25 protein-coding genes and 1 pseudogene are annotated in these 25,835 nt (G+C 61.1%); 8 read left to right on the top strand and 18 right to left on the bottom strand.

Annotated elements, in window-relative coordinates:
* Window positions 1-2 precede the first annotated feature (2 nt).
* Window positions 3-398 (bottom strand): PRC-barrel domain-containing protein, encoded by a 396-nt coding sequence (locus tag HB780_RS28395; RefSeq protein ID WP_183691176.1) that lies wholly within the window; start codon window positions 396-398, stop codon window positions 3-5.
* A gap of 347 nt (window positions 399-745) precedes the next feature.
* On the opposite strand from HB780_RS28395, the gene HB780_RS28390 reads away from it, so the two are divergent.
* Both HB780_RS28390 and pgi read left to right on the top strand, forming a co-directional pair.
* Entirely contained in the window at window positions 746-2,443 is a 1,698-nt protein-coding gene (locus tag HB780_RS28390; RefSeq protein WP_183691174.1) for a long-chain fatty acid--CoA ligase, read from the top strand.
* A gap of 174 nt (window positions 2,444-2,617) precedes the next feature.
* Complete coding sequence (gene pgi / locus HB780_RS28385) at window positions 2,618-4,243, top strand: glucose-6-phosphate isomerase (protein WP_183691172.1); 1,626 nt, start codon at window positions 2,618-2,620, stop codon at window positions 4,241-4,243.
* A gap of 288 nt (window positions 4,244-4,531) precedes the next feature.
* Here pgi and HB780_RS28380 read toward each other — a convergent pair whose 3' ends face one another.
* Complete coding sequence (locus HB780_RS28380; RefSeq protein ID WP_183691171.1) at window positions 4,532-5,458, bottom strand: carbohydrate kinase family protein; 927 nt, start codon at window positions 5,456-5,458, stop codon at window positions 4,532-4,534.
* Window positions 5,459-5,534: 76 nt separating this feature from the next.
* Window positions 5,535-6,233 carry an orotate phosphoribosyltransferase gene (locus HB780_RS28375; RefSeq protein ID WP_183691169.1) on the bottom strand — a complete coding sequence of 233 codons (699 nt, stop codon included), beginning with the start codon at window positions 6,231-6,233 and terminating at the stop codon, window positions 5,535-5,537.
* A gap of 193 nt (window positions 6,234-6,426) precedes the next feature.
* On the opposite strand from HB780_RS28375, the gene HB780_RS28370 reads away from it, so the two are divergent.
* Window positions 6,427-6,903, top strand: coding sequence for an anthrone oxygenase family protein (locus HB780_RS28370; protein ID WP_183691167.1), 477 nt, complete (start codon window positions 6,427-6,429; stop codon window positions 6,901-6,903).
* A gap of 14 nt (window positions 6,904-6,917) precedes the next feature.
* Here HB780_RS28370 and pyrC read toward each other — a convergent pair whose 3' ends face one another.
* The 5 genes from pyrC to HB780_RS28345 all read right to left on the bottom strand — a co-directional run bounded on the left by pyrC (window position 6,918) and on the right by HB780_RS28345 (window position 11,737).
* Entirely contained in the window at window positions 6,918-7,958 is a 1,041-nt protein-coding gene (gene pyrC / locus HB780_RS28365) for a dihydroorotase (protein WP_183691165.1), read from the bottom strand.
* 97 nt (window positions 7,959-8,055) lie between these two features.
* Window positions 8,056-8,688: a nucleoside triphosphate hydrolase gene (locus tag HB780_RS28360; protein ID WP_183691163.1), complete on the bottom strand. Its 633-nt coding sequence runs from the start codon at window positions 8,686-8,688 to the stop codon at window positions 8,056-8,058.
* A complete protein-coding gene (locus tag HB780_RS28355) occupies window positions 8,685-9,494 on the bottom strand; it encodes an ATP-binding cassette domain-containing protein (protein WP_183691161.1) in 810 nt (269 codons plus the stop codon). The genes HB780_RS28360 and HB780_RS28355 overlap by 4 nt, the downstream gene beginning before the upstream one ends.
* The gene (locus tag HB780_RS28350) at window positions 9,470-10,534 is read right to left on the bottom strand and encodes an ABC transporter permease (protein WP_183691159.1); all 1,065 of its coding nucleotides are present in this window, start codon (window positions 10,532-10,534) and stop codon (window positions 9,470-9,472) included. The genes HB780_RS28355 and HB780_RS28350 overlap by 25 nt, the downstream gene beginning before the upstream one ends.
* Before the next feature lie 177 nt (window positions 10,535-10,711).
* Window positions 10,712-11,737 carry a sugar ABC transporter substrate-binding protein gene (locus tag HB780_RS28345; RefSeq protein WP_183691157.1) on the bottom strand — a complete coding sequence of 342 codons (1,026 nt, stop codon included), beginning with the start codon at window positions 11,735-11,737 and terminating at the stop codon, window positions 10,712-10,714.
* Window positions 11,738-11,992: 255 nt separating this feature from the next.
* Here HB780_RS28345 and HB780_RS28340 point away from each other — a divergent pair, with 255 nt between their 5' ends.
* Both HB780_RS28340 and HB780_RS28335 read left to right on the top strand, forming a co-directional pair.
* Window positions 11,993-13,240, top strand: coding sequence for an ROK family transcriptional regulator (locus HB780_RS28340; RefSeq protein ID WP_183691155.1), 1,248 nt, complete (start codon window positions 11,993-11,995; stop codon window positions 13,238-13,240).
* Entirely contained in the window at window positions 13,224-13,655 is a 432-nt protein-coding gene (locus HB780_RS28335; RefSeq protein WP_183691153.1) for an RbsD/FucU family protein, read from the top strand. The genes HB780_RS28340 and HB780_RS28335 overlap by 17 nt, the downstream gene beginning before the upstream one ends.
* Window positions 13,656-13,658: 3 nt before the next feature.
* On the opposite strand, the gene HB780_RS28330 is transcribed toward HB780_RS28335, so the two are convergent.
* The 8 genes and pseudogenes from HB780_RS28330 to HB780_RS28295 all read right to left on the bottom strand — a co-directional run bounded on the left by HB780_RS28330 (window position 13,659) and on the right by HB780_RS28295 (window position 21,077).
* Window positions 13,659-14,696 carry a 4-hydroxyproline epimerase gene (locus HB780_RS28330; protein ID WP_183691151.1) on the bottom strand — a complete coding sequence of 346 codons (1,038 nt, stop codon included), beginning with the start codon at window positions 14,694-14,696 and terminating at the stop codon, window positions 13,659-13,661.
* 14 nt (window positions 14,697-14,710) lie between these two features.
* Window positions 14,711-15,421 carry an SDR family oxidoreductase gene (locus tag HB780_RS28325; protein ID WP_183691149.1) on the bottom strand — a complete coding sequence of 237 codons (711 nt, stop codon included), beginning with the start codon at window positions 15,419-15,421 and terminating at the stop codon, window positions 14,711-14,713.
* 10 nt (window positions 15,422-15,431) lie between these two features.
* Window positions 15,432-16,679, bottom strand: coding sequence for an NAD(P)/FAD-dependent oxidoreductase (locus HB780_RS28320; protein ID WP_183691147.1), 1,248 nt, complete (start codon window positions 16,677-16,679; stop codon window positions 15,432-15,434).
* Between the two features lie 109 nt (window positions 16,680-16,788).
* The gene (locus HB780_RS28315) at window positions 16,789-18,090 is read right to left on the bottom strand and encodes an alpha/beta hydrolase (RefSeq protein ID WP_435693896.1); all 1,302 of its coding nucleotides are present in this window, start codon (window positions 18,088-18,090) and stop codon (window positions 16,789-16,791) included.
* Window positions 18,091-18,621: 531 nt separating this feature from the next.
* On the bottom strand, window positions 18,622-19,503 hold the full coding sequence (locus tag HB780_RS28310) for an aldo/keto reductase (RefSeq protein WP_183691145.1): 882 nt from the start codon (window positions 19,501-19,503) through the stop codon (window positions 18,622-18,624).
* 28 nt (window positions 19,504-19,531) lie between these two features.
* Window positions 19,532-19,678 carry a hypothetical protein gene (locus HB780_RS28305; RefSeq protein ID WP_286203083.1) on the bottom strand — a complete coding sequence of 49 codons (147 nt, stop codon included), beginning with the start codon at window positions 19,676-19,678 and terminating at the stop codon, window positions 19,532-19,534.
* Window positions 19,679-19,715: 37 nt separating this feature from the next.
* Window positions 19,716-20,367 (bottom strand): annotated as a pseudogene (locus tag HB780_RS28300) (TetR family transcriptional regulator).
* A gap of 11 nt (window positions 20,368-20,378) precedes the next feature.
* Window positions 20,379-21,077, bottom strand: a complete 699-nt coding sequence (locus HB780_RS28295; RefSeq protein WP_183691143.1) for a class I SAM-dependent methyltransferase — start codon at window positions 21,075-21,077, stop codon at window positions 20,379-20,381.
* Window positions 21,078-21,305: 228 nt separating this feature from the next.
* Between HB780_RS28295 and HB780_RS28290 the strand changes: the two genes are divergently transcribed.
* On the top strand, window positions 21,306-22,253 hold the full coding sequence (locus HB780_RS28290; RefSeq protein ID WP_183691141.1) for an SDR family oxidoreductase: 948 nt from the start codon (window positions 21,306-21,308) through the stop codon (window positions 22,251-22,253).
* A gap of 48 nt (window positions 22,254-22,301) precedes the next feature.
* Here HB780_RS28290 and HB780_RS28285 read toward each other — a convergent pair whose 3' ends face one another.
* Window positions 22,302-22,796 carry a BA14K family protein gene (locus HB780_RS28285; protein ID WP_435693895.1) on the bottom strand — a complete coding sequence of 165 codons (495 nt, stop codon included), beginning with the start codon at window positions 22,794-22,796 and terminating at the stop codon, window positions 22,302-22,304.
* A gap of 139 nt (window positions 22,797-22,935) precedes the next feature.
* On the opposite strand from HB780_RS28285, the gene HB780_RS28280 reads away from it, so the two are divergent.
* The gene (locus HB780_RS28280; RefSeq protein WP_183691137.1) at window positions 22,936-23,385 is read left to right on the top strand and encodes a MarR family winged helix-turn-helix transcriptional regulator; all 450 of its coding nucleotides are present in this window, start codon (window positions 22,936-22,938) and stop codon (window positions 23,383-23,385) included.
* Window positions 23,382-24,938 (top strand): MDR family MFS transporter, encoded by a 1,557-nt coding sequence (locus tag HB780_RS28275; RefSeq protein ID WP_183691135.1) that lies wholly within the window; start codon window positions 23,382-23,384, stop codon window positions 24,936-24,938. The genes HB780_RS28280 and HB780_RS28275 overlap by 4 nt, the downstream gene beginning before the upstream one ends.
* Before the next feature lie 2 nt (window positions 24,939-24,940).
* Here HB780_RS28275 and HB780_RS28270 read toward each other — a convergent pair whose 3' ends face one another.
* Window positions 24,941-25,801 (bottom strand): WcbI family polysaccharide biosynthesis putative acetyltransferase, encoded by an 861-nt coding sequence (locus tag HB780_RS28270; RefSeq protein ID WP_183691133.1) that lies wholly within the window; start codon window positions 25,799-25,801, stop codon window positions 24,941-24,943.
* Window positions 25,802-25,835: the final 34 nt, after the last annotated feature.

Genomic DNA, 25,835 nt, shown 5'->3' with positions numbered 1-25,835 from the left:
ACCTACATCCAGTAAGGCGGCACGCCGAAATAGTCGTGGCTTTTATGGCCGTGCTCCTTGTGGGCAAGGATATCATCCTTGCCTAGGAAACGGCAGGCTTTCTCCACGTCTCTCTTGGTCATGTTGATGCGGTAGCCGTTGATGCGGGCGTCAAAGCGAAGCTTTTCCCACGGCACCCGATAGTGTTCCTGACCGATGCCGAAGAAGCCGCCGAAGCTCAGGATGATGAAAGCAATGCGTCCATCGCTCTTTTCCAGCATCAGTCGTTCGATATGACCGATCTGCTTACCGTCCGAACCGAACACCTTGGACCCCTCGACACGGTCGCAGGCGACCAACATCGACATATCCTTGACGTAAAGGTCACGGCTCATAGTATCGGCACTCTCTTTAAGCATGTGCGCACCTCCCTTTGGATACGCTTTACATACGCTGGAGCGTCCGATCACCGCCGTTTCTTACAGGCGTCACGATGCCCCGATGGGTTTTCACCCACGGCCCATTAACGCGCTCTTCCCGCAAAAGTTCCAGTCCTTTTTTCAAAATTGTCAAAAAAGGATTAACGCCTCGCGATTGTTGACGTTTACGTCAAAGTTAGTATAACTTTTTATAGCTCTCACCCATGGGTGAGAGGAAGGGCTGTAACGGTGTGAAAAGCGGGAGACTTTTCAGCCGGACAGTGACACGCTAGAAAACCACCGTTCGCCGACGGTGGGGCGTTGGATGCGTCAGGGAGGAAGTACGCATGAATTCAGTTTCCGCTCCTTCGGATGGACCGGTGGTCAACAAAATTTGGCTCACCTCCTATCCCGACATAGTGCCGGCCGAGTTGCCGCCACTGGAGCATGCATCGCTCGCCGAACTTCTGGAAGAAAGCTGCGCGCGCTATGCCGACCGCCCCGCTTTCACCAGCATGGGCAAGTCGATCACCTATCGCAATCTCGACATCCAAACCCGTAAGATCGGTGCCTGGCTACAGAGCCTCGGCCTGCAAAAGGGCGATCGCGTCGCCGTCATGATGCCGAACGTGTTGCAGAACCCGATCGCCGTCTACGGCATCCTCCGCGCCGGTTTCGTCGTCGTCAACGTCAACCCGCTCTACACGCCGCGCGAGCTCGAACACCAGTTGCGCGATTGCGGCGCCAAGGCGATCTTCGTGCTGGAAAACTTCGCGCACACGGTCGAGCAGGTGCTGACGCGTACCGATGTGCGCCATGTCGTCGTCACCGCGCTCGGCGACATGCTCGGTGTCAAAGGCCACATCGTCAATCTTATCGTGCGCAAAGTAAAGAAGCTGGTGCCGGCCTGGTCCATCCCCGGCCATCATAGCTTTGCCGCAGTCCTTGCAGCGGGTGGACGACTGTCACTGAAGCCGGCCGAACTTACCCACAGCGATATCGCCTTCCTGCAATATACCGGCGGCACGACCGGCGTGGCCAAGGGCGCGATCCTGACCCACGCCAATCTGCTCGCCAATCAATTGCAATTGCAGCTCTGGCTGGCATCCGCCTACATCACCAAGAAGCGGCCCGATGCGCTGAACTTCGTCTGCGCTCTGCCGCTCTACCATATCTTCGCGCTGACGGTGAATTCGCTGATGGGCGTGTCGATCGGTGCACATAATGTGCTGATCGCCAACCCGCGCGACATTCCGGCCTTCATCAAGGAGCTCGGCAAATACAAGTTCGACATGTTCCCCGGCCTCAATACACTGTTCAACGCGCTGATGAACAATCCGGAATTCCCCAAGCTCGACCTGTCGCAGACCGGGACGCTGGCGGGCGGCATGGCGGTGCAGCGCCCCGTGGCCGAGCGTTGGCAGAAGATGACAGGCTCCTGGATCACCGAGGGCTACGGCCTTTCCGAGACATCGCCGGTTGCCAGCGCCAACCGCTTCGACAGCTCGGACTTCACCGGCACGATCGGTCTGCCGCTTAGCAGCACCGATTTCGACATTCGCGACGAGAACGGCATTTCCCTGCCGCTTGGCGAGGTCGGCGAAATCTGCATCCGCGGACCGCAGGTCATGGCCGGCTATTGGAAGCAGCCGGTGGAAACCGCCAGGGTGATGACGCCCGACGGCTTTTTCCGCAGCGGCGACATGGGTTTCATGGACGCGCGCGGCTACACCAAGATCGTCGACCGCAAGAAGGACATGATCCTCGTTTCGGGCTTCAACGTCTATCCGAACGAGATCGAGGAAGTTGCCGCCATGCATCCGGGCATTCTGGAAGCAGCAGCGGTCGGCGTGCCGGACGAGCATTCCGGCGAGGCCGTCAAGCTCTTCGTCGTCAGGAAGGATCCGGCCTTGACCGAGGCCGACGTCAAGGCGCATTGCATTGCCAACCTCACCAACTACAAGCGGCCGCGCTTCATCGAATTCCGCACCGAACTGCCGAAATCGAATGTCGGCAAGATCCTGCGCAAGGAATTGCGTGGCTGACATAATTCCATGTCATTCGGAAAGCCGCTCGCCTTCATCCGCGAGCGGCTTTTTTCGTTTTGCCGGATAGGTGAACTTGATTTACGCCCTAGATAGCGAATAGTTTCCGCGACCAAACACTAGAATGCCCTGCCCTCGTCAGACGGCAAGCGGCGCGAACCGCAAGGAGTCCCCATGAACGCCCTCGTCGACCAACTGAAGAGCACCGCAGCGGCCACCAAGGCCACCGACGTCCGCGCTGCGTTTGCCGCCGACCCCAAACGTTTCTCGCGCTTCAGCGCCTCGTTCGACGACCTGCTGATGGACTATTCCAAGACCGCGGTGAACGACGATATCCTGACGCTGCTCGAAAAGCTCGCAGCCGAGGGCGGCGTTGCTGCCAAGCGTGAGGAGATGTTCTCCGGCGTCGCCATCAACTTCACCGAAAACCGCGCCGTTCTGCACACCGCCCTGCGTAACCGCTCCAATACGCCTGTGCTGGTCGACGGCAAGGACGTCATGCCCGATGTCAACGGCGTGCTCGCCGCCATGGGCAAGTTTGCCGACGGCATCCGCTCCGGCACGCTGAAGGGCGCCACCGGCAAGGCGATCACCGACGTCATCAACATCGGCATCGGCGGCTCCGATCTCGGCCCGGTCATGGCGACGCTGGCGCTCGCGCCCTTCCATGACGGCCCGCGCTCGCATTTCGTCTCCAACATCGACGGCGCCCATATCGCCGACATCCTCAAGCTGGTCTCGCCGGAAACGACGCTGTTCATCATCGCGTCCAAGACCTTCACCACGATCGAGACGATGACCAACGCCCAGACGGCGCGCAAGTTCATCGCCGATGCGCTCGGCGAAGCCGCCGTTGAGCATCACTTTGCCGCCGTTTCAACGGCGCTCGACAAGGTCGCCGCTTTCGGCATCGACAGCGCGCGCGTCTTCGGCTTCTGGGATTGGGTCGGCGGCCGCTACTCGATCTGGTCGGCCATCGGCCTGCCGCTGATGATCGCCGTCGGTCCCGAGAATTTCGGCAAGTTCCTCGACGGCGCGCATGCGATGGACAATCATTTCCGCCAGGCGCCGTTCAAGGAAAACCTGCCGATGCTGCTCGGCCTCATCGGCTTCTACCATCGCAACGTGCTCGGCTACACGACGCGCGCCATCCTGCCTTACGACCAGCGCCTGTCGCGCTTCCCGGCCTATCTGCAGCAGCTCGACATGGAATCGAACGGCAAGGGCGTCACCATCGACGGCACGCCGGTTGAGGGCAATTCCGGCCCGGTCGTCTGGGGCGAGCCCGGCACCAACGGCCAGCACGCCTTCTACCAGCTGATCCACCAGGGCACGAGCATCATCCCGGCGGAATTCATGATCGCCGCCAACGGTTTCGAGCCGGACCTGCGTCACCAGCATGAGCTGCTGATCGCCAATTGCCTGGCGCAGTCGGAAGCCCTGATGAAGGGCCGTACCTTCGAGGAAGCCAAGGCCCAGCTCACCTCCAAGGGCATGGACGACAAGAAAGCCGACTTTATCGCGCCACACCGCGTCTTCACCGGCAACCGCCCGTCGATCACCTTCGTCTACGACAAGCTGACGCCATTCGCCCTCGGACGCCTGATCGCGCTCTATGAACACCGTGTCTTCGTCGAAGGCGTGCTCTTCCGCATCAATTCCTTCGACCAGTGGGGCGTCGAACTCGGCAAGGAACTGGCCACTGGCCTGCTTCCGGTCGTCGAAGGCAAGGAAAGCGCCGCCGGCCACGATTCCTCGACACAGGGGTTGGTGGCTGCTTTGGCTAAACTGGAGAAGTAAGGTTCGGGTGATGGGGCGGATATGCTCTGCTCCATCTCACCGCCTGAATATGCGGAGAGTGCGTACCCCCCCTCTGTCAGCTTCGCTGACATCTCCCCCACAAGGGTGGAGATTGGTACTGCGTGGCGCCCTCTCGCACCAAACAAACATCGCATCTGCTGAGACTAAGCTTTTGGCATCAAAAGGGGATGCAGCAAGCTCCCTACGATCTCCCCCCTTGTGGGGGAGATGTCACGTCAGTGACAGAGGTGGGTATGCGTTCTCCGATCTCTCGGAGTCGATGATAGACTAAAGTCCAATCTCACTCGCCCAAGGCGGATTGGCACCCGCGCGGGAAACCGTCACAGCCGCAGCCTTGGCGCCAAGCGCCAGTGCGTCCCGCAGTGCCTTTTCGTCGAGGCTATCCACCTGCGCCTTGGTCAGCAGACCATTCATCTTCAGCGACGCCAGAATACCGGCATCGAAGGTGTCGCCGGCGCCGACCGTGTCGACCACGGTGACGCGTTCGCTCGGGACGGTGATTTTCAGCGACTTCGTGTACCCCGTAGCACCCTCGGCACCCTTGGTGACGACCACCAGCTTGGCGCCCTGGCTCAGCCAATGAGCGGCAAGTTCGTCATGGTTGCCGGGGATGCCGAACCATTCCAGGTCCTCGTCGGAGAATTTCAGGATATCGGACATGGCGGCCATACGGCTGATACGGCCCATATGCGCTGCCTTGTCCTTGATGAAGCCCGGACGGATGTTCGGGTCGAGCGAGATTACCCGGCTTTGATATTCGCGCTTCATCAGCGCCTCATAGGTCGCGCCGCACGGATCGGGGATCAGGCTGATGGCGCCGAAATGCAGGGCCTCGCAATCATCCCCCAGCGTCGGCAGATCGGCCTCGGTGATCATGCGGCCGGCGGAGCCTTCATCGTAGAAGGCATAGGTCGCCTGGCCGTTGACCAGCTTGACGAAGGCGATCGTGCTCGGACGGGGAGCGATGGCGCAATAGCTGTAGTCCACCTTGGCGGCTGCCAGCGTCTCGCGCAGGATTTCGCCCATCATGTCGTCGGCAATGCCGGTGAAGAAACCTGTGGGAACACCGAGACGGCCAAGCGCAATCGCGGTGTTGAAAATCGCGCCGCCTGCATAGGGCGCAAAGGCTTTTTCACCCAGCGTCGTCTCGCGCGGCAACATGTCGATCAAAGCTTCGCCACAGCACAATATCATTCCGGCCTCCTGGAGAGCACGTCTCTCGGTCTAGTTCCGTAAATCGATTAGATAAATTCTTGGCAAAAGCAAAGCGTCACTTTGTTGCCAGTTCCGCCACGCCGCCGTTGCGCCCGGACCAGGCGAGTGGCGCATTGAGGAAAGCCTCGACCTCCTCGAGCGTCTTGTCGTCGAACAGCTTCTGTTCCTTGGCGACGGCGAGCACGTTGCGCCAGGTAGCGATATGATGCAGCCGGACCTTGCCGTTCTCAAACCGTGCCTCGGCCTCGGGGAAGATGCCGTAGTAAAACAGCGCCATGCCGTGATCGACGATGCCACCGGCGGCGCGGATGGCATCGATGAAGGTGAACATGCTGCCGCCGGCCGTCGTCAGGTCCTCGATGACCAGCACGCGCGCACCATCCGGCATATGGCCTTCGATCTGGGAATTGCGGCCATGGCCCTTCGGCTGTTTGCGGACATAGATCATCGGCAGGTTCAGGCGCTCGGCGAGGAAGGCGGCAAAGGGGATGCCTGCGGTTTCGCCACCGGCAACGCAATCGAACTGTTCGAAGCCGGCATCGCGCATAATAAGGCTGGCGGCGAAGTCCATCACCGTCGAGCGGACGCGCGGATAGGAAATAAGCTTGCGGCAATCGATATAGACCGGGCTCGCCATGCCGGAGGCGAGCTTATAGGGCTTCTCGGCGCTGAAGTGCACCGCCTTGATCTCCCAAAGCATCTTCGCCACCAGTTCGGCCATCACGGCGCGGTCGGAAAATGTCATCTGGGTCATGCGGGGTCTCCTTGGCTCCTGGGACGTCCCTGCGGCAATAGCAGCTAGCGGCGGCGGTTTCCAGAAGCTTCGGGGGATTTGCACGCGTTCGTTCTCGGCAGCGGCCTTATCCCCGGCTGCGCCGCCGCCGGCTTCTCCGAAACGTGGGTCGCAGGTATAAGAGAATCATCACATCTTGAGGAGGAGGAGCTTCATGGTGCCGATCACGAATATCGCTCTTATCGCGGCTGCGCTCGGCAGTAGCCTCATCGCCGGTATTTTCTTTGCGTTCTCGACCTTCATCATGCAGGCCTTCGCCCGGCTTCCCGCCGAACAGGGTATCGCCGCCATGCAGTCGATCAACACGACGATCCTGCGCTCGCCATTCATGGTCTTGTTTCTGCTGACCCTTGCCTTGTCGGTCTTCATCGCCGTTATCGCGATCGTGCATTGGCGCGGCGGCGTCAGCATTCTGATGCTTGCCGGCGCCGCGCTCTACATCGTCACCACGTTTCTCTCGACGATCGTCTTCAACGTACCGCTGAACGACGCGCTGGATAAGGTCGACGGCCGCACGGCTGAAGCAGCCGAGCTATGGACGACCTATCTCAGCGATTGGACGAAATGGAACCATCTGCGCACGGCAGCGTCGCTGCTGGCGTCCTGCGCCTTCGTCCGGGCTCTCTTTTAGAGGATCGCGGCGGCTCAGCCCTCGACGTCCCAATGCAGCGGGAACATCGGGTCGAATACGGTAACGGTGCCTGCTCCGGTTTCGATCTTTTCGGGGAAAGCCACCGTTTCCACGCGACGGACGAGCGTGATCCGGTCCTCGTTCGGCGCCAGCCCATACCAGGCCGGACCGTTTAGCGAGGCGAAGGCCTCGAGCTTGTCCTGCGCGCCGTCCTGTTCGAAGACATGCGCCAGGCAACTCATGGTATTAATCGACGTGTAGATACCGGCGCAGCCACAGCCGCATTCCTTCAGCGGATCGACATGCGGGGCGGAATCGGTACCAAGGAAGAACCTCGCATCGCCGCTGGTCGCGGCCGCCCGCAGTGCCAGGCGATGGCTTTCGCGCTTGGCGACCGGCAGGCAATAATAATGCGGCCGGATACCGCCGACGAGGATGGCGTTGCGGTTGATGATCAGGTGATGCGTGGTGATGGAACCGGCGAGATTTGCGTTGGCCGACTTGATGTAGTCGACACCATCCGAGGTCGTCACATGCTCCATGGTGACCTTCAGCTCCGGCAGGCGCTGGCGCAGCGGATCAAGCACGCTTTCGATGAAGACAGCCTCGCGGTCGAAAATATCCACCTCCGGCGTCGTCACCTCACCATGCACGCAGAGCGGCAGGCCGATCTTCGCCATGCGCTCCAGTGTCGGCATCGCCTTGTCGATATCGCGCACGCCGCCGTGAGAATTGGTCGTCGCACCTGCCGGATAGAGCTTCACTGCGGTGATGAGCCCGCTCTTCTTGCCCTCTTCGACATCGTCGGGATTGGTGTGTTCGGTGAGGTAAAGCGTCATCAGCGGCTGGAAACGGTCGCCGGCCGGCAGAGCCTTCAGGATCCGCTCGCGATAGGCCGTGGCATCGGCCGTGGTGACAACCGGCGGCACCAGGTTCGGCATGATGATGGCGCGGGCGAAATGCCTCGAGGTATCGCCGATCACGCCTTCCAGCATAGCGCCATCGCGCAGGTGCAGGTGCCAATCGTCGGGGCGGCGGATGGTGAGCTTTTGCATGGGCGCGAACCTCTGGATGGTCTCATGGTATGGCGCTTCGATAGCACCATCCACCACTGCAAAACAATCGCCGATAATGTCTAAATGATCGCGGGGCTCAGCCCTGCACGATATCGACGGTGGCGTCCGCCCGGCGACGGTTTTCCAGAATCAGGCGGCCGTTGGGCAGGTCGTTGCCGTAGACCTTATCGCGCGCTGCCTCATCGTCGAGTTCATAGCCCTTCCAGCGCTCCCAGAGCCGCTGCTCCAGGACTTCCATGGGTGGCGCGAGCATGATCGAATAGTCGAACATGCCCTCCAGTGCCGCCCATTTACCCTGGCTGAGGAGCAGGTAATTGCCCTCAATGACGATGAAGCGATGATCGGGCGAGACGATGCGGGCTGAGGCGATCGCAAGTTCACGCGAACGGTCGAAGACCGGCACCAGCACTTCCTGATCGGCCGCGCGCACCGCCTTGACGATATCGAGAAAGGCGCGCACGTCGAAGCTTTCGGGGACACCCTTGCGCTTCAGCAGGCCCTTTTCAATCAGGACGGCATTGTCCATGTGGAAGCCGTCCATCGGCAGGACCTCGGCGCTTTCACCCTTGGTCCTCAGCGCCTCGGCCACATTGTCAGCCAAGGTCGATTTGCCGGCGCCCGGCGGGCCGGCGATGGCCACCAGGAACCGTTTTGTATCGCCGGCGCGCGCGATGATCTCGCCGGCGATGTCCTCAATCGTGGCGCTCATGCGGCCACGGTCTCCGATGGCGCAGCCTTGGCGCCGGTCATGAAGGCGACGGCATCGGACATGGTGTATTCCTTCGGATCGATCACAGCCAGTCGGCGTCCGAGACGGTGGATATGGATACGATCCGCCACCTCGAAAACATGCGGCATATTGTGCGAGATCAGCACGATCGGCAAGCCGCGTGAGCGCACGTCGAGGATGAGTTCCAGGACCTTGCGGCTTTCCTTGACGCCAAGTGCGGCCGTTGGCTCGTCCATGATGACGACCCTGGAACCGAAGGCGGCAGCGCGCGCCACCGCCACGCCCTGACGCTGGCCGCCGGAAAGCGTTTCCACCGCCTGGTTGATGTTCTGGATCGTCATAAGGCCGAGTTCGGTGAGCTTGTCTCGGGCGCGTTTTTCCATCGCAGGCCGGTCGAGCATGCGGAACACGGAGCCGAGGACACCGGGTTTGCGGATCTCGCGGCCGAGGAACATGTTGTCCGCGATCGAGAGCGCCGGCGATAGCGCCAGGTTCTGATAGACCGTTTCGATGCCGGCTTCGCGCGCTTCCATTGGCGAGCGAAACTGGACCGTTTTGCCCTCCAGCTTGATCTCGCCTTCATCGGGAATGACGGCACCCGAAATCGCCTTGATCAGCGATGATTTGCCGGCGCCGTTGTCGCCGATAACGGCAAGGATTTCGCCGGGATAGAGATCGAAATCGGCGTTATCGAGCGCAGTCACGCGTCCATAGCGCTTGACGAGGCCGCGCGCGGTGAGAAGGGGTTCGCCTGTCACGGTCATGCCGATACCTTTCTGATCCATTGATCGATCGCGACGGCGCCGATGATCAGCACACCCGTCAGAAGGACTTTCCACTGCGGATCGGCTCCGAGCATGTTAAGGCCCATGGAAACCACGCCGACGATCATCGCGCCGAACAGTGTGCCGAGGATCGACCCACGGCCGCCGAAGAGCGAGATACCGCCGATCACGGTCGCGGTAATTGCCTGAAGATTGAAATCCGTCACAGCCGATGAGGGCGAGACCGAGCCATTGCGGCCGATCGAGACCCAGGCGGCCAAGCCGGCGATCAGGCCCGAAATGCCGTAGACGGCCAGCAGCACCTTCTTGGTCTGGATACCGGCCAACTTCGCCGCCTCCGGATCATCGCCGACGGCATAGACATGCCGGCCCCAGGCGGTGTGATTGAGGACGTACCAGAGGAGGAGGACCAAGATTACCGTGGCGATGACACCCAGGGTGAACACCGCACCACCGATGCGGAAGCTGTATGCGAACAGATGCAGCAGCGGCGCCTGTTCGTCGATGTCGGTATCTCGGATTGTTTCATTGGCGGAATAGATAAAATTCGTCGCCATGACGATATTCCAGGTGCCGAGCGTCACGATGAACGGCGGCAGCTTCATGTTGGCGACGAGAAAACCGTTGAGCAGTCCACAGAGGCCGCCAGCAGCCAGGCCGGCGATAATGGCAACCGGCGTCGGCAGGCCATAGGTGACAGCGACGTTGCCCATGACGACGGAGGAAATAACCATGATCACGCCGATCGAAAGATCGATGCCGGCGGTCAGGATGACCAGCGTCTGCGCCGAAGCCAGAATGCCGACGATGGCGATCTGCTGCAGGATCAGCGTCAGCGTATAGGCAGAGAAGAACTTCCCGCCGATAGCGATACCGAAGATGACGATCGCCATCACGAGCACGATCAGCGGTACGGCTGCCGGCGTCGAATGCAAGAAATGCTGCATGCGCTTGAGAAGAGAGACATTCTGTTGATCGAACGAGGCGACATTCTTGTCGCTATCGTCGAGAACCTCTTCGAATTCCTGTGCTCCGGGCATTTTGTTCCTCCGCTGCCGCGCCGATCTGTACGCGGAAACCGCCGGCTGTTGAAACCGGCCGAGCTGGAGCCCGGCCGGCGTTGATATCAGGAAAGCATGGTCGCGAGCCGAAAAACCGCTTCAGCGAAACGTGTGAAGCGGCTCTCGGATTGGATCATGCCAAAATCAGGATAAGGCTTAGCCCCAGCACTTCGCAGTGCCTTCCTTGGTGTCGATCGACTTCAGGCCGGAAACCGGCTTGTCCGTCACCAGCGAAACGCCGGTGTCGAAGAAGGACTTGCCTTCGGTCGGCTTCGGCTTTTCGCCGGTATCGGCGAACTTCTTGATCGCCTCTACGCCGAGGGCTGCCATCATCAGCGGATACTGCTGCGAGGTAGCGCCGATCACGCCTTCCTTGACGGACTTGACACCCGGGCAACCGCCGTCAACCGACACGATCAGAACCTGCTTTTCCAAGCCGACAGCCTTCAGAGCCTGATAGGCGCCGACAGCAGCCGGTTCGTTGATCGTATGAATGACGTTGATGCTCGAATCCTTCTGCAGGAGGTTTTCCATGGCCTTGCGGCCACCTTCCTCGTTGCCGTTGGTAACGTCATGGCCGACGATGCGCGGATCGGTTTCGTCACCGATCTTGTTCGGGTCCTTCGGGTCGATGCCGAAGCCGATCATGAAGCCCTGGTCGCGCAGCACGTCGACGGAAGGCTGCGACGGCGTCAGGTCGAGGAAGCCGATCTTGGCGTCCTTGGCCTTGGCGCCGAGCGTCTTGTTGGCCCATTCGCCGATCAGCTTGCCGGCGAGAAGGTTGTCGGTGGCAAAGGTCGCGTCAGCGGCGTCAGCCGGTTCCAGCGGCGTGTCGAGCGCGATGACCAGCAGGCCGGCATCGCGTGCCTTCTTGACCGAAGAAACAATGCCCTTGGTGTCGGAAGCAGTGATCAGGATACCCTTGGCACCGCTGGCGATGCAGCTTTCAATCGCAGCAACCTGGCTTTCGCTGTCACCATCGATCTTGCCGGCGTAGGACTTCAGCGTCACGCCGAGTTCCTTGGCCTTGGCTGTCGCACCTTCCTTCATCTTGACGAAGAAGGGATTAGTGTCGGTTTTGGTGATCAGGCAGGCGGAAACATCGGCAGCCTTGGCCGGCGCGGCAAAAGCGACGCCGATCGCCAGAGCGGCGAGTGCTGCGGAAATAACAGATTTCTTCATTCAATCCTCCCAAGATTTGAAAACCGGGGTCTCCCGGCCGCTCCGGCTCACACTCGAGTCCGGGTTCAAGACGTGCCATGTCCGTTTAGATTTTTTCCCGCTGGACCGCCTCCAAGGTCATGCGCACATCCTCGACGGGATATATCTGACCCTAAAGATTTCGCCCTGTCAATAAATAAATCCGATTGAATTATTAATCGGATGTGGCATTTTGCTAAAAAAATAGGGCATGGCCATGATGGAAGGAGCGGGCCAATGTCTCCCCTGCAAGACCATGAGGAAACGCCGACATCGCCTTTGATTCTCGACCCCAGCGGGGGTGCGAATCAGGTTCGGGTACGTGCGCACAACGAACGGCTGGTGCTGTCGCTCGTGCGTCGTCACGGCGCGCTGTCGAAAGCCGACATCGCTCGGCGCAGCGGCCTGTCGGCGCAGACCGTCTCCGTCATCATGCGGGCGCTGGAGAAGGACGGACTGCTATCGCGCGGCGAACCGGTGCGCGGCCGCGTCGGGCAACCTTCGATTCCAATGCGGCTCAATCCGGATGCTGTGCTCTCCTTTGGCGTCAAGATCGGGCGGCGCAGCGCCGACCTCGTGCTGATGGATTTTGTCGGGCAAATCCGGATGCAGCTTCATCAGATCTATCCCTATCCACTGCCGCAGGACATCCTGTCCTTCGTCACGTCAGGTATTCAGGAACTGGAAGCGCGCCTCAGCAAAGAAGAGCGCCTCCGGCTTGCCGGGCTTGGCATCGCCGCGCCGTTCGAACTCTGGAACTGGGCGGAGGAGGTCGGCGCGCCCGATGGCGCGATGGACGTCTGGCGCGGCGTCGACCTGCAGGCGGAAATCGCCACCCGCGTGCCCTACCCCGTCTATTTGCAGAACGACGCCACCAGCGCCTGCGGCGCGGAACTGGTCTTCGGCGTCGGCCCGCATTATCCGGATTTCGTCTATTTCTTCATCGGCTCCTTCCTCGGCGGCGGTATCGTTCTGAACTCTTCGATCTTCGTCGGGCGGACAGGAACCGCCGGCGCTCTCGGCCCCCTGCCGGTACGCGGACGCAATGGAGAAACCCAGCAGCTGCTCGAAATTGCCTCGATCTTCGTGCTCGAAAACCTGCTGCGGGATCACGGTTTCGATCCGCAGCCGCTCTGGTATTCGGCGGACAACTGGATCGATTTCGGCGAACCGCTGGAGATCTGGATCCAGGAAACAGCCAGGGCGCTGGCACAGGCGATCGTTGCGGCCGCCTCGGTCATCGATTTCAGCGCCGCCGTCATCGATGGCGGCTTTCCCGACTGGGTGCGCGAACGGATCGTACGCGCCACCATCAAGGCGGTCGCCGAACTCGACCTGCAGGGCGTCGTCATGCCCGAAATCATCGAAGGCGCGGTCGGTCCGCAGGCGCGCGCCATCGGCGGCGCCAGCTTGCCTATCTTTGCGCGCTACCTCATCGACCAAAACATCCTCTTCAAGGAGATAGAGCATGCTGAAGGGCATTGACCCGCTGTTGAGCCCCGAGCTGTTGGCGACGCTGCGCGCCATGGGCCATGGCGACGAAATCGCCCTCGTTGACGGCAATTATCCGGGCCTCGAACACGCCCGCCGCCTCATCCGCCTCGACGGCCATGGCGTCGTGCGGGTGCTCGACGCCATACTCAGCGTCCTGCCGATCGACGATTTCGTACCGCAGGCGATTTTCCGCGCAACGGTGAAACAGGACCGCGACGTGGTCGATCCCGTGCACGCGGAGATGATCGAGGTCTGCGCTCGACATGTCCCCGACATCAAGGTCGTGCCGCTGCTGCCGGCGGAATTCTACGAGCGGGTGAAGCAGACGCATGCGCTGGTGCAGACCAGCGAGCCACGGCTCTATGGGAACATCATTTTGCGCAAGGGCGTGATCTATCCGGGATAGTGTTTAGATCTCCCCCGCCAACGGCCCCCACACGTCCGTCATCGCAAAACCATTCGCCATCGGATCGAACGGATCGAGCGCCACCTGGCTCAGGCCGAAGGTGAAGCCACGGCCCGTAATGGTGGGGATGATAGCGGGCTTGCCGGCCACTTCAGTCTCCGCCTGCAGGCCGACTTCGAATTCCGAACCGATGATCGAGCGGGACTTGAAGACATCGCCGACCTTAGCCTTGCCGCAGGCATGCAGCGTCGCCAGATTGGCGGAATTGCCGGTACCGCAGGGTGAGCGGTCGGCGCGGCCGGGCCACATGGTCGTGCAGGTACGGATCGCGCCGTCGGCATCGATGTCCCGGAACATCACATAGGCGACGCCGGAGATTGCCGGAATTTCCGGATGGACGACCGGGACCGTGCGGTTGATCAACTCCTTGAGCACCATGCCCGCCTGGACCAGCGATGCGGCCTTGGCCTTTTCGATCGTCAGGCCGATCTGGCCAACATCGACCAGCGCATAGAAAATGCCGCCATAGCAGAGATCAAGCTTGATCCTGCCCCATTGCGGCGTGTCGATCTCGACATCCAGCTCATGCACGAAGGACGGCACCATGGTGAGGCGGACCTTCTCGCAACGGCCGTCGCGGCAGGTGGCGGTTGCCCTGACCAGCCCGGCGGCGGTTTCGAGCGTCACCACCGTTTCCGGCTCCTTCATCTCGACGATGCCGGATTCGAGCAGTGCCGTGGTCACGCAGATGGAATTGGAGCCGGAACTCGCATGCGCCTGATCCGGCTGCAGGATGATGAAGGCGGCATCGGCGTCGGGATGCCTGGCCGGCAGCAGCAGGTTGACCGAACCGATCGGCGCACCGCGCGGCTCCAGCACCAGAAAACGGCGCAGCTCTTCGCCCTTCGGGTCGGTGTTCAGCCAATGCAATTGCTCGGCGATCGTATTGCCGGGGATCTTCGGCACGCCGCCGATCGCGACCCTGCCGATTTCACCCTCGCAATGGACATCCAGCAACTGGATCGTGCGCTTCCATCTCATCTCGATAACTCCAATCAGACGTGACGGGTGACGCCGCCATCGACGCGAATATTCTGGCCGGTGATGTAGCCGGCGCCGTCGGAGAGCAGGAAGGCCGCCGTCTTGGCGATCTCGCTCATCAGGCCGATGCGCTTCATCGGCACCTTGTCGGCGGTTTCCGGCTTATGGTTCAGGCTGTCTATATAGCCGGGCAGGATGCAGTTCATCCGAATATTGTCGGCCGCGTAACGATCCGAGTAGAGCTTGGTGAAGGCGCCGGCGGCCGCGCGATAGGTGCAGGAGACCGGGAAGACCAGCGACGGTTCGTAGGCCGCGAAAGTGGTGATGTTGACGAAGGCGCCCTTGCCCTGCTTCTGCATGACCGGCGTCACCAGCCGCGCCATGCGCACCAGCGACAGGATCATCATGTCGGAGCCGAGCGTCCAGCTCTCGTCGGTTATATCGAGCAGATCGCCTTTCGGCGGATGGCCGGTATGGTTGACCACGGCGTCGACGCGGCCATAGCTCTTCATCGTCAGGTCGAAGATTGCCTGGATATCCTCGGCCTTTTCAGCCACACCGCGCGAGGCGACGCCACCAAGTTCAGCCGCCAATTTCTCACAGCTTTCGGAAGGCGACATCAGCGCCAGGCGATAGCCGCTGGCGGCCAGTTCGCGAGCGATTGCCTCACCCATTCCACGGCCACCGCCGGTGATCAGCGCGACAGGTTTTTCGGTCTCGGACATTTGTTTCCTCCTAGTAGCGATTGATGCGGAACGGGGTCATGTCGACCTCCGGTGTGATGCCGGTCATCATATCGGCCATCAACCGCGCTGTCGTCGCCGAAAAGGTGAGCCCGAGATGGCCGTGGCCAGTAGCGTACCAGACGCCGGAAATGCGAGATGACGGTGAGATGATCGGGATCGTGTCGGGCAGCGCCGGGCGATGGCCCATCCAGTCCTTGGCGTCCCCCACCTGCAAGCCGGGCAGCACCCGCTGGGCATGACGAACGAGAATGCGCGGGCGGCGAAAATCCGGGGGCGCATCGAGGCCGGCCAGCTCGACATTGCCGCCGACGCGGATGCCGCCGGCCGTCGGCGTCACCATGAAGGCGCGATGCGGCCAGATGATCGAATAGCGCATGTCGATGCCGGGCTTCATGATCTGCGTGTGATAACCGCGCTCGGTCTCGAGCGGGATCGGCTCGCCCAGCGCCGAGGCAATGAACCGCGTGCGGACACCGGCGGCAAGCACCACATCATTGGCCTCCAGCCGCCGCCCGTCTTCGAGAAGCACGGTCACCACGCCCTTCGCCTGCCGCTCGACGGTTCGGACCGAACCGGAGGCAAAGGTGGCGCCGAGGGCTTTTGCAGCCTCCACCAGCTTGAGGACGAGCTGATAGGGATTGCGGATCGACTTGTTATCCGGCAGCAGCACTGCCTTGGCAATTTTCGGAGAAAGCGCCGGTTCATGGTCGCGGATTTCCGTACCCGAGAGAATTTTGTGCTCCAGGCCGTAACGCCGCATCAGCTCGATATGGGCACGATCACCGGCGAATTCGGATTCGGTCTCGTAGATGGCGAGGCACCCTTCCTCCGTCATCAGTTCCTGCACGCCGAGGGCATCGAGCATTGTTCTGAAATCACCGAGAGCATAGCGCGACAGGCTCATGCCGGCATCCTCGATCTCTCTCAATCGCGACGGACGACCGGCGGCAATGAAGCGCAGGAACCAGGGCAGCATTTTCGGCGCGTAGGAAGGTCTCAGCCAGACCGGGCCTTCCGGGTCCAGCAGCCAGCGGGGAATTTTTGCCCAGGTGGACGGGCCGGAACCGGCGGCGAAATCGAGCGCGATGCTCGCCATATTGCCAAAGGAGGCGCCCTCGCCCGGTTCGTCCTTGTCGACAAGCGTCACCTGCCGGCCGCGCCGTTGCAATTCGAAGGCGATGGCCGCGCCGATGATACCGGCGCCGACAACGATAACCGTACGCTTGTTTTCGTCCATTCCTGAGTCCGTCCGCCGAGCGCCGCGATGCGCTATATTGCACGACTCTGTGATATATCAGATCGAGGAAGACGGCTACGATGTTTTTGGAAGGCGTGTCGGGTGGGACCTATTGGCCAATCGCCGAGCCGACATTGCTGCCTGTCGTCTGCAAGCTATCGCCGACGGAGCCGACAGTATTGCCGGCGGAAGCACCGACACGTCGCAGCTGCTCACCATAATTCCGGCGGGTGCGCGGATCGAAAATGGCGATCGGCGCGCTGACGGCGGCGCTTGCCGCACTGCCGACCGTCTGTGCCGCACCGAGGGCAACGGCGCCGACCGCATCGCCAATGCCGACATCGGAATCGGTGATGGTCTGCCCAGCGATCAGCCGGTCGCCAATCAGTCGCACCACTTCCGGGCTTTCGGCGAATTTGCCATGGTTCAGCCCATCGCCGGTCTTGAGCTTGGTGAGATCGAGCACGGTGATGCCCTGTTTTTCCAACTCGCTGCGATAGGGTTCGACGGTTGGGTCGATCTGGCCGAGGCGATCGACATTGCCGGAAATACGGCGCGACAGCGACAGCGCCCGGTCATCACGCGAGACGAACAGGGTGAAATGCGGCTTGTCCTTGCCAAGGGCGGCAAATTGCTGGCCGAAGACATCGACGTCGAGATCCGGAGAGGCCAGAATGACGTTGGTGATCTTGGGCGCGACACGACCGTCGCGGATCGCCATCTGCCGCAGAGCTTCCACGGCAAGCCAGGTGCCCATCGAATGCGCCATGACCGTGATATCGCCGACCCTCGGATCGGAAGCGGCGCGGTGCAGCATCTCTTCCAGCGCATCGCGGGAATAGTTGGTGCTTTCCTTGTCGTAGGCGTAGTCGAAAATGCTGGCGCGGGACGGCCAGGTGAAAACGACCGGCGCGACGTCGGCATGGGAATCATGGACGATCTGGGCGAAACGGTAAACGGCATCCTCGTAAGTGTTATTGAAGCCATGCACGAAGATCAGGACCCGCTTGCTCTTCGGCAGATGCGGGCGCAGCCAGGCGTGAACATCGGCCTCAGTCGGCAGTGGCTGGACGGCGGTGGTGACGAAGTTCTTCAAGGGATCGCCGGGCAGCCTGCTCGGCCACTGCACCTGGCCAACCTTTCGATTGGCTTCCGGCGGGATCGAGATGCTGACCGCATCCACCTTCAGCCCCGCACCGCGCTCGCCGGAAAACAGGATCGCCGGATCCTTGTCCGGCAGTCGGGTGGTGGCGACCATCAGCTCGACTTTGGTGGTGCCTGGAACATTTTCCGCGCTGGGCTGCATGACGCCGACCGGACGGCCACAGGCCGTCAGAGAGAGTGCTGCGACAACGGCGATAGCCCGGAGGAATGTCCTTCCCCATCGACCGGCATCTTCCATACGCTGCATCACACCCAACCTCATCGTTGCAAATCCAACGTGGCCGCCACTCTACGCATGAGGGATCGCGGTGCAAGCCGCGTCGCGGTTCCAACCCATGTGAGGCCGCGCTAATTCATGGCAGCGCGGCAAAGAGGCAACGGTCGCCGGAACCGTTGGGGGAACGCTTGCGAAAGCATGGAAATAAAAAAGAGCCCGACGCGGGAGGAGGATGCGTCGGGCTCTTGATCCGGATTGGCAACAGGGAGGAGGAGAGTTGCCAATCGATGAAGGCGCGCTGGGAGGAGGAGTGCGCTGCCTTCGAGGGGATAGATATAACCGCCGAGCAAACATGAACAGATCCCCTTCCGCAATGCAGCAATGCAAAAAACGCAATGCTTTTACCGGAAACACCTAAAATACCGCATATCACGGGCATTTTCGGCATTCAGCCGCCTATTTTACAGCCGCAAAATGCAGATAGAGGCGATTCACATAATCGTGATCCGTCAATTTCGGGACGCGGTCGTCAAGCGTGACCGCGTCCTCACGACCGACGACTCAAGCGGCTGCGAACGCCTTCTTGCCTTCGGCATCCAGCGCCGAGAACTCTTCGTCGGACAGGGTGATATTGACCGCCGCCGTATTCTCCTCGAGGTGCTTGACCTTCGACGTCCCGGGGATCGGCAACATCACCGGGCTGCGCTTCAGGACCCAGGCAAGCGCGATCTGGCTTGGGGCCGCGCCGTGCTTCTTGGCAATAGTGTCGAGCAGCGAGCCCTCCTTAGCAAGTTCACCGGATGCAAGCGGGAACCAGGGAATAAAGCCGATATTATGCTTTTCGCAATAGTCGAGCACGTCTTCGCTGGTGCGGTCGATGAGGTTGTAGCGGTTCTGCACCGTTGCCACCTTGAAATACTTCGAGGCAGCCTCGATGTCGGCGACCGACACTTCGCTAAGGCCCGCATGGCGGATGATCTTGGCGTCCAGTAGCGACTTGATGGCATCGAACTGTTCGGCCGCCGGCACCTTGGGATCGATGCGGTGAAGCTGCCAGAGGTCGATCTGCTCGAGACCTAGATTGCGCAGGCTCTTATGCGCCTGCTGGATGAGATATTCCGGACGTCCGACGGGAATCCATTCGCCAGGACCGGTGCGCGTCAGGCCGCCCTTGGTGGCGACAACCACCTTCTTGTCGTAGGGATAGAGCGCTTCCTTGATCAGACGCTCGGAGACATCGGGACCGTAAGAATCCGCCGTGTCGATGAAGTCGATGCCGAGTTCCGGCAGGCGCTTGAGGGTACGGATGGATTCAGCGTGATCGTCCGGCTCGCCCCAGATGCCGTAACCGGTAATGCGCATGGCGCCGAAGCCGAGGCGATTGACGCTGAGATCGCCGCCGATCTTGAATTGACCGGACTTGGCTGCGTTAAAATCTGACATGGTTTTCGTCCCTATAGTATCGTTGAGCTTATTCGAAATCCGTGGAGGCCGAGACCTGTTCCCAGGCGTCGAGCTCGGTCTTCAGCAGGCCGAGCTTTTCGCGAACGAGACTAAAGGCGTCGCGGCCTAACAGAAGATGGGTCGGCAGGTTTTCCGATGCAATAAGCTGCAGCATAACTTGTGCCGCAAACGGCTGGCGCCTTCATCTGAAATCAGCGATTAGGGTCACGTTGGCGCACCAGCGCTCCGAGATCGGCAAGCGTGGTCCAGAGCTGTTCGAACATACGGTGAGCGAATTCCTGCAAGGACAGCTCCTGCGGCCTCTCATTCCAGCATTCGCCGCCGATGCGCAATGTGCTGACGACAATTGCCGACAGCAAGCCCAGGCGAAGCCGTTCCTCCTCGCCCCCCGAACCGGGCACGGAGCGCGTCCGTCAATTTCTTTTCGAGCTTGGCGTATTTCAACTGGTCGCGGGCACGAAGGACCGGCGTGTCGCGAATCAGGGCACCAATGGCAAGGCGTTGCGGATCGGATGAGGCGATCAGCACCAGCGAGCTCAGAGCACCTTCGATCACCGCGACAATCGACGCACCCTTGGGCTGTGCGGCGACGGCATCCGCCAGTTCGTCGGCGAATTTATCCTGCCAGGCGAAGACCACCTCTTCCTTGCTTGGAAAATAATCAAAAAAGCTGCGCTTGGAGACATCGGCCGCCTCGGTGATATCCTCGATCGTCGTGCCGTCGAAGCCACGTTCGAGAAACAGGGCCCGCGCCGCTGCCTCGATGCGCTCCCGCGTCTGGCGACGCTTGCGTTCGCGCCGGCCTTCCTTCACCGCACCATCGATCTCCTGAACATCCGCCATGAAGTCCCCCGTTATGCGCCCGCTTCCGGCTGCCCCACGTCGGCCGCGCTGGTATCAGCCGCATAGACGGCGATGCCGGCATTATCATGCGTGCTGCGATATTCGGAACCATCGATAGAGAGCTCCAACGGTTTTCCACGCGATATCCGATAGACGCCCGCTGGCGGAATATTGCGCACCGTGCCGCCGACGCGTGTCGCCTTCAGGCCGAGGCGATTGAGGATCGATCGCGCCACCGGACAGCGCGGACCGTAGGTGAACTGATAGAAGGAGCCGCCGGGCTTCATCGTCGCGAAAGCACCGCCGACGATCGCGGTGATCTTCTCCGGAGACATGGAAAGCAGCGGCAAACCGCTGACAACCGCGCCGAATGGCGTGTTGGCGAACAAGCCGCACTGGGCGAGCTGCGCCGCATCCATCTGCACGACGCGCGCATCAGGAAAACGGCCCCGCAACGGAACGACGAATTCCTCCCCGAACTCGACCAGGGTCAAATCGCATTCGGCGACGCCGCGCGCAAGCAATGCGCGCGTGAAGACGCCAGTGCCCGGACCGAGTTCGAGGACCGGACCGTTGAGCGGCTCGATCTCCTGCGTCATCAGCCGCGCCAGCCGTTCGCCGGACGGCGCGATCGCCGCCACGCGCATGGGGTCGCTTACCCACGAGCGGAAGAACTGCACGAAATCGGAGCGTGTCGTCTTTGTCGTCATTCCGTTAGTCCCATCTGCGGCGAGGAATACCAATTGTGGCGTAATCACGCCACGAGCAGCGTGGCAATTCGAAGGCACGGCAGTCAATGACGCCGCCGAGATCTGCGGCATGCAAATCACAACAGCGCCTCATAATCAATGCATTTTTTTAACTATTGTATTTTTGCGTTTAGTGCAATAATTAATCCAGTACAGAAATTAACAAAACTCTTACCCTGGAGACCCGCAATGCCCGACTGGACCGTGAAAGACATTCCCTCGCAGACCGGCCGCATCGCTGTCATCACCGGCGCCACCAGCGGCATTGGCTATGAAGCCGCAAAGGCACTGGCGGCCGCCGGCGCCAGGGTGATCATCGCGTCGCGTAATGAGAGAAAAGGTGCTGAAGTGCTGGCCGAAATCCGTGCCGCGACACCCGGCGCCGACGTAACCTTCGAACCACTCGATCTCGCCAGCCTCGTTTCCGTCGCCCGCGCCGCCACGCGCATCGCCGCTTCCGCGCCAAGGATCGACCTGCTCATCAACAATGCCGGCGTCATGGCCATTCCGGACCGGCATGAGACGGAGGATGGCTTTGAGACGCAGATGGGTGCGAATTATATCGGTCACTTCGCCCTGAACATGCGGCTGCTGCCCAATGTCCTTGCCACCAGGAGCCCGCGCGTCGTCACCGTCAGCAGCCTGGCGCACCGCAGCGGCAAGATCAATTTTGACGATCTGCAATGGGAAGAGAGCTACGGCGCATGGCGCGCCTATTGCCAGTCGAAGCTGGCGACGCTGATGTTCAGCCTCGAACTCGACCGGATCGCCCGCGCCGAGGGCTGGAACCTCACGAGCACAGCAGCCCACCCCGGTTTCGCGATCACTGGCCTGCAAAGCACTGGCCCACGCATGGGCCGGAACAGGCCGGGCTTGCTTGAGCTGCTTAGCAAGGCAATAGAGCCGATCCTCTCGCATTCGGCGGCGGGCGGCGCCTTGCCAACGTTGTTCGCCGCCACCTCGCCTATTGCCGAGGGCGGCGTCATGTATGGTCCTGATGGTTTCTACGAGCTGAAAGGCCCGCCCGTGCGTGCCAAGATCGCGCCCTCCGCCCGAAACAAAGCCATATGGCGGCGGCTCTGGGAGGTATCGGAGCAGTTGACGGGATTGAGGATGCCGGCGCCGGCTATAGCGTGATACTCGCCCCTCTCCCCGCAAAACGGGGAGAGGGTTTTCTATGCCAAATCACCGCACGACGCACTGCCGGCGCGGACCATTGCTCGGCTGATAGGTGTTGTCGGAGGCGCGATACGACCGATACCGGTTGGCGCACCAGCGAGCGTGCCCAGTCCCATGCGATGGGCGGGCCACGGCACCACCGACGATCGCGCCCGCGGTGAAGGCGGCCATCGGATACCACCAGCCATCATGATGCCGGCGATAGCCTGGGCGTCCGTAACGATAGCCGCGATGGCCCTGCCAATAGCCCGGGCGATGATGATAGCCAGGGCGATAGTACGGACGGTAATGCGGACGATAGTGCGGTCGGTGATGACGATATTGCACTTCGGTCACGCCATTGGCCTGGCCGGTCGTCTGCAAAGCCCCGTTCGTCTGCAATGCCAATGGCTGCGGCAGGGGTTGGATTGGCCCCGCAGTGGCCGGATTGATGGACGAAACGGCAAGCAAAACACTCAAGGCGGTGGCTGACACCGCCGACAACAGTCTCCTCACGGTCATTCTCCTCTCAAGTCCCAACGACATCAGAAAACGCGCAATGATTGAAAAAGGTTCCCGCGGATTCGATCGCTTGCGCAAACTTGAACAGCGTAATATCTATATAGATAGGAAGCCTACCTATCATATGAGATATGAACGCATGCATGAAGCCGGACACGCCGACGATATCGAAGAGGCAATGGCGCTCGCCGAAGCGCTGCGCCCGGCCCTACATCGCCTTCACCGGCAACTGCGGCGTGAGACCGACGACCCCGGCATCTCACCGCTGCAAGCGCTTCTCCTCGTCGCTATCGTCCGGCAACCAGGCATCGGCGTCGCCGAGCTGGCCCGGCTGGAAAAGCTGCGTGGACCGACGATATCGGGGCACATCAAGGCCATGGAACGCGAAGGCCTCGTCGCCCGCGCCGCGCCCGATCCGCAAGACCGGCGGCGCAACGGCCTGATCGCCACCGACAAGGGACGAGGCATCATTCATGCCATGAAGCAGAAGCGAACCGACTGGCTCGCCTTCGAACTCGCCAAATTATCACCCGACGCGCGCGCCGCAATTCGCGCCGCCATCGGCCCACTCGGAGAGATCGGACAATGACCATCCAGAGTCAGCAAGCCGCTCCACAACCGCAGCCAACCGGAAACGATGCGCCCGACCGCCGTGAAATCCGCGCCGTCATCCGCGGCCTGATGATCGTTCTCGGCCTCGCCGCCATCGACCAGAGCATTGTCGCGACTGCCCTGCCGCGCATCGTCAGCGATCTCGGCGGCGTGACGCATCTGTCCTGGGTGGTCAGCGCCTATGTGCTGGCCTCGACCAGCACCATGCCGCTCTACGGCAAGCTCAGCGATCAATATGGCCGCAAGCCGATGATCTATACGGCGATCCTGATCTTCCTTCTCGGTTCCGTCTTGAGTGGCATGGCGCAGACGCTGCCCCAACTCATTATCTTCCGCGCCATTCAGGGAATTGGCGCCGGTGGACTGATGCCGCTCGCGCAGATCATCATCGGCGACCTGGTGCCGCCGGCCAGGCGCGGCCGCAACCAGGGCTCGATCGCTGCCGTCTTCGCCGTCTGCAGCGTCATCGGCCCGGTCGTCGGTGGCGTCATCACCGATCTGCTCTCCTGGCACTGGATTTTCTACGTCAACCTGCCGATCGGCGCGGTCGCCCTCGTCATGATCGGCCGCGCGATGAAGCGGCCGCATCAGGCGCGCAGCCGTCGCATCGACTATCTCGGCGCGGCCCTGCTGACCGCCTGCACCACCGGTTTCTTGCTGGTCCTTGCGCTTGGCGGCAACGAATGGGCCTGGAATTCACCGGAGATCATCGGCCTGTCGGCCGCCTCTCTCATCCTCAGTGTCTTCTTCGTCTTCCATATTCGCCACGAACCGGAGCCGGTGCTGCCACCCGATCTCTTTCGCAACCGCCTGTTCGTCGTCGCCTGCATCGTGCTGGCCTTGACCTTCATGGGCATGCTCGGGGCAAGCCTGTTCTTTCCGCTGTTCTTCCAGATGGTGATGGGCGCAAGTCCCTCGCAATCCGGCCTTCTGACCGGACCGCTGATGGTCGGCTTCGTCATCTCCTCGATGTTTAACGGGCGCGTGCTGCTGCAGCGCTCCGGCCGCTACAAGCCGGCCCAGCTTTCAGGCCTCGGCCTTGCAACCGTGGCCTTCGCCGTGCTTGCCTGGGCCGCCGCCGAAAGCCAGGGATTTGCCATTATAGAACCCTCGATCTTTGCGCTCGGCCTGGGGCTTGGGCTGGTGATGCCGACGATGACGATCGCGGTACAGAATGCCCTGCCGCTGGCCCATCGCGGTGTCGGCACGGCGACGCTTGCCTTCTTCCGCTCGCTCGGTGGCCTGATCGGCGTCACCGGCTCCGGCGCCATCCTGGCCTATCGCGTGCACCAGGCGACCGGCGCCTCCGGCAGCCTGGACATATCGTCACTGACCGAAAGCGGCCTGAAGCAACTCGCCACCGCATCGCCGGACGCCCATGCAGCGGCGATCGCGCTCTACCGCCACGCTATCGCCATGACCTTCGCCACCGGAACCGTCATCGTGGCACTGGCGCTGATCGCCCTATTGTTCCTGCCGGAACTGCCGCTGAGAGCGGATCACGACGAGGGCACCAAGCCGGTACGTTGAAATCACTGTAGATTTTCTTCCGCCACAACGGATCTGACGCGATCATAGCGCTCAGCGAAAAGAGGACCCGGCAGGATCTCCTCAGGGGAATATTTCGCATACAAGGCAAAGCTCAGCTCGATAAATTTCTCCAGGGAAATGAGCCTGTAGTCGTGATGCGGCTTGAACATATAGGAGCCCTCGACTCCCAAAACCTCAGCCACCTCAGGATAGACCGGAAAACAACATCCAGCCATGATGACGTCAGCGGGCACGAGATCGGTCTGGTTTGTTTCGATGCCGCACTGCCGCAGGAAGACGTGCGCGATATCGCGGATCGGGCGAGCCTTGGAATGATCTATGCCATACATGAAGCTCTCGCGCCGCGACCAGGCTCTGAAGGACTCCGATATATCCAGCCCGTGCGCGGCAAAGCTTTCCAGCAGCTTCTTTCGCTCGCTCTCCCAGCGTGAAAAGAATCCGCTTCGCTCGAAGACATCGCGCCGAAACAAGGCTCGCGTTCTCTCGGCGGTCAATCCCGCCCGAAAGCCGGCCAGCACAATCATGGAGTGATAAGCGCCCATTGGACCGTTGATGAGCTGTCCTCGCGCGCCGACAAAACAGATGTCCGGATGATAGGCATCAAATTGTATGGACGGAATTCGGCTCAGCTTTTCCACCGAGGAGAAATCATAATATCCATGCTCGATCTGGGGATGGATCACGATCCTGTCATATGTGGGAATAGTTTGGACGAAATGGTCCAGACTTGCCCGAAGCGTCCAGACATCGACGTGATCGATCTTCACATCATTGGTCAGCAACCTCATGGAGTTTGCAAGGCCGAACGTCTGGGCATTCGAAATAATCAACCATGCTTCCACGGCGGGCTCCCAATGATATTCATATGCTCCCTGA

The sequence above is a fragment of the Rhizobium lusitanum genome (assembly GCF_014189535.1).
Taxonomy (GTDB): Bacteria; Pseudomonadota; Alphaproteobacteria; order Rhizobiales; family Rhizobiaceae; genus Rhizobium; species Rhizobium lusitanum_C.
The sequence above is the reverse complement of the archived record's forward strand: the minus strand, read 5'-3'. Positions and strand labels throughout refer to the sequence as shown.